Genomic DNA, 8,793 nt, shown 5'->3' on the forward strand with positions numbered 1-8,793 from the left:
GGCGGCCCGGGCCAGCGCGGCGCCGAGGGCGGCGGCCGGTTGCAGGTCCGCGTCGAGGTAGCCGCCGGAGAGCGGAATCGCACCGGCGGGCGGTAACGCCAGTAACGCCTGCAGTTCCTCCTCGCCGGCCCGGCGCGGCCCGAGCGCGACGGTCTGCCAGGACAGGTCGGGTGCGGTGTGCCGCGGCGGCCGGGCCGCCACGAAGGTGCCCCGGCCGGATCGGGTCTCCACCAGGCCTTCCGCCACCAGGCGGCGGATCGCCCCGGCGACGGTGACCGGGGAGGCCTGGTGCCGGGTGGTCAGCTCGCGCACCGAGGGCAGCCGCGCGCCCGGCTCCGCACCGGCCACCGCCCGGCGCAGATCTTGGATAACGCGATCGCCTGCGTTACCGTCATTCATGAGGGAACAGAGTAGCGCTACTCGCCGTGGCGCGATAACACTCGGGTTGCTGGGCGTGCTGGGATTCAGCCTGTCGTTGCCGTTCACCCGGGTCGCCGTGCAGGGGCTCGACCCGTGGTTCGTCGCGTTCGGCCGGGCCGTCGGCGCCGCCCTGCTCGCCTGGGGATATCTGCGGCTCACCGGCGCGCCCCGGCCGACAGCCCGGCAATGGCGGCGGCTGGCGGTCGTGGCACTCGGCGTCGTGGTCGGGTTTCCGCTGTTCACCTCGCTGGCGCTGACCACGCAGACCTCGTCGCACGGCGCGGTGGTGGTCACCGTGCTGCCCGCGATGACGGCCGTCTTCGCGGTGCTGCGGGCCGGCGAGCGGCCGCCGCTCCTGTTCTGGGTGGCGAGCGGCGGCGGGATCGTCGCGGTGCTCACGTTCCTGGTCGCCGGCGGCACGGTGCGGGGCGCCCTGTCGGTCGGTGACCTGTACCTGCTCGCGGCGGTGGTGCTGTGCGGACTCGGGTACGCCGAGGGTGGCGCGCTGGCCCGGGAGCTGGGCGGCGCCCGTACCATCTGCTGGGCCTTGCTGGTGGCCCTGCCGGCCACCGTGCCGGTCACGTTGGTCGCGGCCGTCTCGCATCCGCCGCACGGCGGCGCCGCCGCCTGGGCGGCGTTCGGCTATCTCACCGCGATCTCCATGTTCCTGGCCTTCTTCGCCTGGTACGCCGGGCTGGCGCGCGGCGGCGTGGCCCGAATCGGCCAGGTCCAGCTGGCTCAGCCGGTGCTGACCCTGCTCTGGTCGGCCCTGCTCCTCGGCGAGACGATCACCCCGGCGGCGATCGGGGCCGCGGTGGTGGTGCTGGCCTGCGTCGTGCTGACCCAGCGCACCCGTGCCGGCCGGCGACCGCGAACCCGGCCGGCGGTCAGGGACGAGCGGCGACCAGTTCCGGGCTGAGGTCCGCTGCGGCGAGCTCCCGTGACCGCACCGCCGCCGCGCCCGCGCGGGCGGCCTGGCGCAGGCATTCCGGCAGCTCCTCGCCGCGCAGGTGGGCGGCGAGGAAGCCGGCGAAGAAGGCGTCGCCGGCGCCGTTGGTGTCGATCACCTCGGCGACCGGTTCGGCCGCGACCCGGACGAGCTCGCCGCCGCGCTGCAGGGCGATCGCGCCGTCCGCGCCGGACGTGCAGACCGCCAGCCGGGCACCCGCGGCGATCCGGTCGCGCAGGAACGCCCCCGGGTCGGGCAGGCGTTCCGAGCTGAGGAACACGCAGTCCGCCGCCTCCACGAACTCGCGGTGGAACTCGCTGCGCCCGTCATAGTCGTGCAGGTCGCACCAGATCTCCTTGCCGGCCGCGCGGGCGGCGCGCAGCACCGGGCGGCTGTGGTCGGCGAGGTCGGCGACGACCACCGCGGCCGCGGCCATGGTCTCGTCCGGGACGGCGACGGGCCCGGCCGCGACCGGCAGGGTCAGATAGATGGACAGACGCCGGCCGTGCGCGTCCATCAGGTTGGTGTGCCGCTCGGTGCCGTTGCTGCTGGCCGCGGTCAGCAGCTCGATGCCGGCGCCGGCGAGACCGGAAATGATCCGCCGCCCGGCCTCGTCGTCGCCGAGCACGGTCGCCAGCGTGACCGGCACGCCGAGCCGGGCCAGGTTGAGCGCCTTACCCGCGGAGGTGCCGCCGATCGCCTCGTGATGCCAGTCGGCGAACACCGTGTGCGGTTGCGCCGGCGGCAACTCGCCGACGTGGACGAGAAGGTTCCAGGAGACCGGTCCGGCGATCAATACGGGCTGCACGTCAGAGAGCGTACGGCGAGCGGAACAGCCCCTGCGGATCGGCCGCCGTGCGGATCCAGCGGAGCCGGGCGAAGTTCGGCCCGTAGTACCGCGGCAGCACCGCCGGGCTGGGCTCCAGATAGTTCACGTACCGGCCCACGGACCAGTGGCGCATGGCCTGATGACCGGATTCGATCCAAGCCTGCCCGTCCGGGACGCCGGCCGTGTCGCCGGCCGGCAGACCGACGAGCCACTGCAGCATCGTGTGCGCCCCGCGCCACGGGAACGCGGTCTCCTCCGGCGCGACCCGCCCCACGGCGCCGGTCAGCCGCTTGAGTTTCGCCGAGCCGGGCCGCCGCTGCTGGGCCCGCCGCTCGACCACGGCGAGCAGCGCGGCGATCCCCGGCGCCGGCAGCACCTCCCGGAAGATCTCGCTGCCCGCGAGCTCGGTGCCGCGCCCGGCGCACTCCCCCGCCTCGGCACACCCGGATTTGTCGTGCACGACCTCCAGGTGCGCACGCCGGTCCAGGTGGGCGCGCGCGGGCTCGCGCCCGACGGCGCGGGCGATCTCCGCGGCCTCGGCGGCCGGGTCACCCTCCAGGACGACACCCGAGACGCGTACGGAGAGACGACCGCGCCGATCCGAGGCGAACTGACACGACGACCAGGTCTCGTCCGGCGCCGTGAGCAGCCGGTTCTGCCACCCGCCCGCCACCCGGGCCGCGTCCGTCCACGGATAGTGCAGCTCGAACGTGCCGACGGTCCCGGCCGGGTGGGTGCGCATCCGCCAGCGGGTCACCACCCCGAACTGTCCGCCGCCGCCTCCGCGCAGCGCCCAGAACAGGTCCGGTTCCCGCTTCGCGTCCACGGTGCGGTGCCGGCCGTCGGCGCCGACCACCTCCGCCGCGAGGACGGCGTCGCAGGTCAGCCCGTACGCGGAGGCGGCCATCCCGATGCCACCGCCGAGGGTGATCCCGCCGATGCCGACCGAACCGCAGGAGCCGGAGGGGATCGAGACGCCCGCCGCGCCGAGCCGGCGGTAGACGTCGATGAGCCGGGCGCCACCGCCGATCTCCGCGCTACCACTCGACCGGTCGTGGCGCACCTCGTCGAGCCGGCGCAGGTCGAGCACCACACCGGTGGCGGCGGTGGACGCGCCCACGTACGAATGACCACCGCCCCGGGTGACCACCGCGATGCGCGACCGGCGGGCGAACCGGACCACCTCGGCGGCGTCAGCCGCGGACGCGCAGCGGACCACCGCGGGCGGGTGGACGCGGTCGAACCGGGGGTCGATCAGCTGCCGCGCCGCGTCGTAGCCGGCGCTGCCGGGCAGCTCGACCGTGCCGTCCAGCGAGGCGGCCAGGGCCGGCCAGTCGACGGTGGCCGAGGGCGGCCGGAAAGCGGCGCCGGTCAGGGCGGCGGCACCGGCTCCGAGGACGGCCCGGCGGGAGAGCGACATCACCGTATCGTGTCATATCGGACAAAGGGTGTGTGCTACTCGTCGGCGGTGTCGCTCCGCAGCCGGTTGATGCGCTCGACGCCGCGCTGCACGGTCTCCCGGGACCGCTCCAGCAACTCGTTGCTGCGCGTGGTCTTCTCCGATGCCCGCGCGATGGAGCCCTGGAAGCGGGCCATCGGATCGATCTGGCGCGACGCCTGCTCCAGCGCCTCGTCGTCGAGCAGGCGCTCCCGCTCGTTGGCGGCCGCCTCCCGGGCGTCGGCGGCCTGGTCCCGCTGGTCAGCCAGGCGATCCCGCTGGTCGGCGCGCTGATCCCGCTGGTCGGCGGCACGCTCCCGGTCGAGCAGACGCCGCTCCCGCTCATCCAGGGCGGCCGCTCGATCGGCCATGTCGTCCGGAACCGCCGCGCCACTCACAACGGCATGCTACCGAGGGAGAGGAAAAGCGGGCCAGCAACGATTCAGGCTTCCGGTTGCTATGCAACTCGTTGCATAGCATGATGGCGATCATGGCTCTGGAGCACGCGATCCTCGTCTCCCTGCTGGAGCAGCCCGGATCCGGATATGAGCTGGCCCGCCGCTTCGACCGGTCCATCGGCCGGTTCTGGACGGCGACGCACCAGCAGATCTACCGCGTCCTCAAACGGATGGAATCCGACGGATGGGTGACCGCTCAGGAGATCGGACAGGACGGGCGGCCCGACAAGCGCGCCTACTCGGTGGCCGAGGCCGGCCGGGCCGAGCTGATCACCTGGCTGCGCGACCCGGTGCAGCCGGAGGCGGTCCGGCACGAGCTGGCCGTGAAGATCCGCGGAGCGGCGTTCGACGACGCCGCCGGGCGGGCCGCGCTGATCGCCGAGGTCGAGCGCTACCGCAAGACCCACGAGGCTGTTCTGGACCGATACCGGCACGGCGAGCAGCGTGACTTCCCCGCCGGCGCCGACCTCGACACCGGGCAGCGGTTGCAGCTCGTCGTCCTGCGCGGCGGCATCGCCTACGAGCGGATGCTGCTCGACTGGCTCGACGACGTCCTGGTGACCCTTCGCGAACTCTGAAAGGACCTCTCTTGCTCTTCAACCCGCACACCTACGACCCGGTCCACCTGGACCCGGAGTCGCGCCGCCTGCTGCGCGCCACCATCGACTTCTTCGAGGAGCGCGGCAAGAAGGCGCTGCTCGACACCTACATCGACCGGGCGTGGTACGCCGACTTCCTCGAGTTCGCCGCGAAGGAGGGCCTGTTCGCGACCTTCCTGACCCCGGCCGCCGAGGGTGGCGACGACCCGGACAAGCGGTGGGACACCGCCCGCAACGTGGCGCTCAGCGAGATCCTCGGCTTCTACGGGCTGAACTACTGGTACACCTGGCAGGTCACCGTCCTCGGCCTGGGACCGGTCTGGCAGAGCGGCAACGCCGAGGCCCGCGCGCACGCCGCCCGGCTGCTCGACTACGGGCACGTGATGGCGTTCGGCCTGTCCGAGCGCTCGCACGGCGCCGACATCTACGCCACCGACATGATCCTCACGCCCACCGGCGACGGCGGATTCACCGCCAACGGCGGCAAGTACTACATCGGCAACGGCAACGTCGCCGGGCTGGTCTCGGTTTTCGGCCGCCGCGCCGACGTCGAGGGCCCGGACGGCTACGTGTTCTTCGCCGCCGACAGCCGGCACCCGTCGTATCAGCTGGTCAAGAACGTGGTGAACTCGCAGATGTTCGTCAGCGAGTTCCGCCTGACCGACTACCCGGTCCGGGAGCAGGACGTCCTGCACACCGGCAAGGCCGCCTTCGACGCCGCGCTGAACACCGTCAACGTCGGCAAGTTCAACCTGTGCACGGCCGCGATCGGCATCTGCGAGCACGCCACCTACGAGGCGGTCACCCACGCACACCAGCGGATCCTGTACGGCAAGCCGGTCACCGCCTTCCCGCACGTGCGGCGGGAGCTGACCGACGCGTACGCCCGGCTGGTCGCGATGAAGCTGTTCGCCGACCGTGCGGTGGACTACTTCCGCTCGGCCGGGCCGGACGACCGCCGCTACCTGCTGTTCAACCCGATGACCAAGATGAAGGTCACCACCGAGGGCGAGAAGGTCATCGACCTGCTCTGGGACGTGATCGCGGCCAAGGGCTTCGAGGCGGACACCTATTTCGACAAGGCCGCCAAGGACATCCGGGGCCTGCCGAAACTCGAGGGCACGGTGCACGTCAACCTGGCGCTGATCCTCAAGTTCATGCCGAACTACCTGTTCCGGCCGTTGGAGCTCCCGCCGGTGCCGACCCGGCACGACGCGTGCGACGACGAGTTCCTGTTCCGGCAGGGCCCGGCCCGCGGCCTCGGCCAGATCCAGTTCCACGACTGGCGGATCGCGTACGACGCGCACGCCGCCGTACCCAACGTGGCCCGCTTCCGCGAACAGGCCGACGGGCTCTGCGACCTGCTGCTCAAGCACGCGCCGGATGAGACGCAGCAGGCCGACCTGGACTTTCTGCTCTCCCTCGGCCAGCTGTTCGCACTGGTCGTCTACGGTCAGCTGATCCTCGAACAGGCCGGGCTGACCGGCCTCGACGGCGACCTGCTCGACGAGATCTTCGCGATCCTGGTCCGGGACTTCTCCGGTTACGCCACCGAGCTGCACGGCAAGTCGGCGACCACCGAGGAGCAGGCGGCGTGGGCGCTGTCCCAGGTGCGCCGGCCGGTGACCGACGAGGCCCGCACCGGCCGCGTCTGGGAGCAGGTGCTGGGGCTGGTCGGCGCCTACGAGATGCGGCCCTGACCGGTCAGTAGAGCGAGCCCAGGAAGCCGACGCCGACGGGCAGCAGCACGAGCGGGGTGAAGGCCCACGCCCACCAGAACCGGAACCGCTTGGGCAGCGCGTAGGCGACGACGAGACAGAGCAGGGCGACGACCCCGCAGGCGACCCCGGCGTACCAGCGCACGGTCACTGTGGGGTCGTACTCGCACCAGGGCTGGTGCTCGGGGTCGCAGACGGGATAGCCGTTGCGGGCCGGAAAGACCCAGTTCAGGATCCACATGAAGTACAGCGAAAGCGGCACGGCCAGCGCGGTGCACAGCCCGAGCACCACCAGCCGCCACCTGGACTCCGACATCGGTCTCCCCTGTGTGCAGCAACCGCCCGCCACCGATGTCGATGGCGGGCGGTTGTTCGGCCTAAGGGCTTACGGCGCGTCCGGGTTGCTCGTCAGGTCCATCAGCTGCTGGGTGACGTGGTTGGTCAGCGCCTCCTGGTAGCTGGAGGCCAGCTGGCCCAGGCGGTCGATCTCGTCGAGCAGGGCGGACCGCTTCTCCACCAGGCTGTCCATCGCCTCGGTGTGGTTGCGCCGGGCGTCGGACTCGATCGTGCTGGCCTTCAGCTGCGCCTCGCTGACGAGCTGCTCGGCCTTGGCCTGAGCGTTGGTGATCAGCGTCTCGGACTCGCGCTGGGCGTCGCGCATGTGCTCGTCGGCGGTGCGCTGCGCCATCATCAGCACCCGGGAGTTGCGGTCGTCGTCACCGCCGGACGGGGCCGGGCCGGCCGGGGCGGCGCTGCGGGCGCGCTCCAGCTGGGCCTGCACGCTGCGCGCGTTCTGCTCGGCGCGGGCACGGGCCTCCTGGAGGCGCTCCAGCTGCGCGGCCAGGTCGGCGAACTCGTTGTTGAGCACCATCGTCGAGGCCGCGCTGCCGCCGCCCCCACCGCGCTGGGCCTGCTCACGCAGGGCGCCGTTCTCCTCGAGCAGTCGGATCAGCTCCTGCTCGACCTCGTCCAGGAACGCGTCGACCTCTTCCTCGTCATAGCCACGCTTGCCAATCGGAGGCTTCTTGAAGGCGACATTGTGAATGTCGGCTGGAGTGAGCGGCATCGTGCTCCTCGGTTCCCATCGGTTGCGGTGGTGCGGCGAGAAATCCTACTGGGCATGATCGCGCCGCCGCCGACCACCAGCGGCTGATCGAGCGTACGCCGACGCGACCGGTGGCCGCTGGCCGCAGCCGTGCCCGAGTTGGCGGTTGGTGACCGCGGTCCGGCTCAGTGCCAGAAGACGGCCACCGCGGCGTTGACCAGCGTCAGCGCGATGATGCCGATGAAGTGGCCCTTGTTGACCGACTCCCGCTTCCGCGGGATGAACACCATGATGAAGATCATCACGGCGAAGAGCAGCTTGACGCCGAGCTTGATCGGATCGGGCTCGTCGTCGCCCCCGCCGCGCAGCGGAGCCGACAGGCCGATGCCGGAGACCAGCTGGATCACCGCGCCCCACAGCACCGCCGGGTTGATCCGGTAGCGCCCGGACAGGAACTGGGTGATCGCTCCGCCCAGCAGCAGCGCGAACCCGACCAGATGGATGAACAGAAGGATCAACCGGAGTGCTTCCACGAACGAAAAGCTTGCCACCAGCCGTGACCACTGATCACGCCGGGGTTCGTGTGACTGGGTTAACATGCTGGTGGGTGGAGCGCGCGCCCGTGCCACGAGTGGCTGCCCACGTCAACCATGCTCCGTGGCCAAGAGTCTCCGACTCAGCGCCGAGAGATGCCGTCCGTCCAGCGGGTGACGTGGGTGCCCGCTCGAGGACGTGATGGGCATGTTCGAGAGGTTCACCGACCGAGCACGGCGAGTTGTCGTCCTGGCCCAGGAAGAGGCCCGGATGCTCAACCACAACTACATCGGGACCGAGCATGTGCTCCTCGGCCTGATCCACGAGGGTGAAGGCGTCGCGGCCAAGGCTCTGGAGAGCCTGGGCATCTCCCTGGAGGGAGTGCGGCAGCAGGTCGAGGAGATCATCGGTCAGGGCCAGCAGGCGCCGAGCGGGCACATCCCCTTCACCCCGCGAGCCAAGAAGGTGCTCGAGCTCTCCCTGCGCGAGGCGTTGCAGTTGGGACACAACTACATCGGTACGGAACACATCCTGCTCGGCCTGATCCGCGAGGGTGAGGGCGTCGCCGCGCAGGTGCTGGTGAAGCTCGGCGCCGACCTCAACCGGGTCCGCCAGCAGGTGATCCAGCTGCTCTCCGGCTATCCGGGCAAGGAGCCTCCGGTTCCCGGCACCGCCGCGGTCGGCGGCGAGGGCACCCCGGCGACCTCCCTGGTGCTCGACCAGTTCGGGCGCAACCTGACCCAGGCCGCCCGGGAGGGCAAGCTCGACCCGGTCATCGGCCGGGAGAAGGAAATCGAGCGGGT

The 8,793-nt window shown here is 71.5% G+C and carries 11 protein-coding genes; 4 read left to right on the plus strand and 7 right to left on the minus strand.

Annotated features, from left to right (window positions below):
• On the minus strand, nucleotides 1-399 hold a 399-nt coding region (locus AB0F81_RS48885), incomplete at its 3' end, for a GntR family transcriptional regulator (RefSeq protein ID WP_360210907.1).
• Between AB0F81_RS48885 and AB0F81_RS48890 the strand changes: the two genes are divergently transcribed.
• Complete coding sequence (locus tag AB0F81_RS48890; RefSeq protein WP_360210909.1) at nucleotides 398-1,339, plus strand: DMT family transporter; 942 nt, start codon at nucleotides 398-400, stop codon at nucleotides 1,337-1,339. The genes AB0F81_RS48885 and AB0F81_RS48890 overlap by 2 nt on opposite strands.
• Here AB0F81_RS48890 and AB0F81_RS48895 read toward each other — a convergent pair.
• Genes AB0F81_RS48895 through AB0F81_RS48905 form a run of 3 tightly spaced genes read right to left on the minus strand, consistent with a single transcriptional unit; the run spans nucleotide 1,308 to nucleotide 4,034 of the window.
• On the minus strand, nucleotides 1,308-2,177 hold the full coding sequence (locus tag AB0F81_RS48895; RefSeq protein ID WP_360210911.1) for a PfkB family carbohydrate kinase: 870 nt from the start codon (nucleotides 2,175-2,177) through the stop codon (nucleotides 1,308-1,310). The two genes, AB0F81_RS48890 and AB0F81_RS48895, sit on opposite strands and share 32 nt — an antisense overlap.
• A gap of 1 nt (nucleotide 2,178) precedes the next feature.
• Complete coding sequence (locus tag AB0F81_RS48900) at nucleotides 2,179-3,618, minus strand: FAD-binding oxidoreductase (protein ID WP_360210913.1); 1,440 nt, start codon at nucleotides 3,616-3,618, stop codon at nucleotides 2,179-2,181.
• A 35-nt stretch (nucleotides 3,619-3,653) separates the two neighbouring features.
• Nucleotides 3,654-4,034 carry a hypothetical protein gene (locus tag AB0F81_RS48905; RefSeq protein WP_360210915.1) on the minus strand — a complete coding sequence of 127 codons (381 nt, stop codon included), beginning with the start codon at nucleotides 4,032-4,034 and terminating at the stop codon, nucleotides 3,654-3,656.
• Between the two features lie 92 nt (nucleotides 4,035-4,126).
• Between AB0F81_RS48905 and AB0F81_RS48910 the strand changes: the two genes are divergently transcribed.
• Together AB0F81_RS48910 and AB0F81_RS48915 are read left to right on the plus strand one after the other, a co-directional pair.
• On the plus strand, nucleotides 4,127-4,672 hold the full coding sequence (locus tag AB0F81_RS48910) for a PadR family transcriptional regulator (RefSeq protein WP_360210917.1): 546 nt from the start codon (nucleotides 4,127-4,129) through the stop codon (nucleotides 4,670-4,672).
• 11 nt (nucleotides 4,673-4,683) lie between these two features.
• Complete coding sequence (locus AB0F81_RS48915; protein ID WP_360210919.1) at nucleotides 4,684-6,393, plus strand: acyl-CoA dehydrogenase family protein; 1,710 nt, start codon at nucleotides 4,684-4,686, stop codon at nucleotides 6,391-6,393.
• A 4-nt stretch (nucleotides 6,394-6,397) separates the two neighbouring features.
• Here the strand turns inward: AB0F81_RS48915 and AB0F81_RS48920 are convergent, their stop codons facing one another.
• The 3 genes from AB0F81_RS48920 to AB0F81_RS48930 form a co-directional block, all read right to left on the minus strand.
• A complete protein-coding gene (locus AB0F81_RS48920) occupies nucleotides 6,398-6,727 on the minus strand; it encodes a hypothetical protein (protein WP_360210921.1) in 330 nt (109 codons plus the stop codon).
• Nucleotides 6,728-6,796: 69 nt separating this feature from the next.
• Nucleotides 6,797-7,477: a DivIVA domain-containing protein gene (locus tag AB0F81_RS48925; protein WP_360210923.1), complete on the minus strand. Its 681-nt coding sequence runs from the start codon at nucleotides 7,475-7,477 to the stop codon at nucleotides 6,797-6,799.
• A gap of 164 nt (nucleotides 7,478-7,641) precedes the next feature.
• Nucleotides 7,642-7,989, minus strand: a complete 348-nt coding sequence (locus tag AB0F81_RS48930; RefSeq protein ID WP_360210925.1) for a hypothetical protein — start codon at nucleotides 7,987-7,989, stop codon at nucleotides 7,642-7,644.
• Nucleotides 7,990-8,197: 208 nt separating this feature from the next.
• On the opposite strand from AB0F81_RS48930, the gene AB0F81_RS48935 reads away from it, so the two are divergent.
• Nucleotides 8,198-8,793, plus strand: a 596-nt coding sequence (locus AB0F81_RS48935) for a Clp protease N-terminal domain-containing protein (protein WP_360210927.1), incomplete at its 3' end; no start/stop codon positions are given.

The organism is Actinoplanes sp. NPDC024001 (assembly GCF_040638955.1).
Classification (GTDB): Bacteria; Actinomycetota; Actinomycetes; order Mycobacteriales; family Micromonosporaceae; genus Actinoplanes.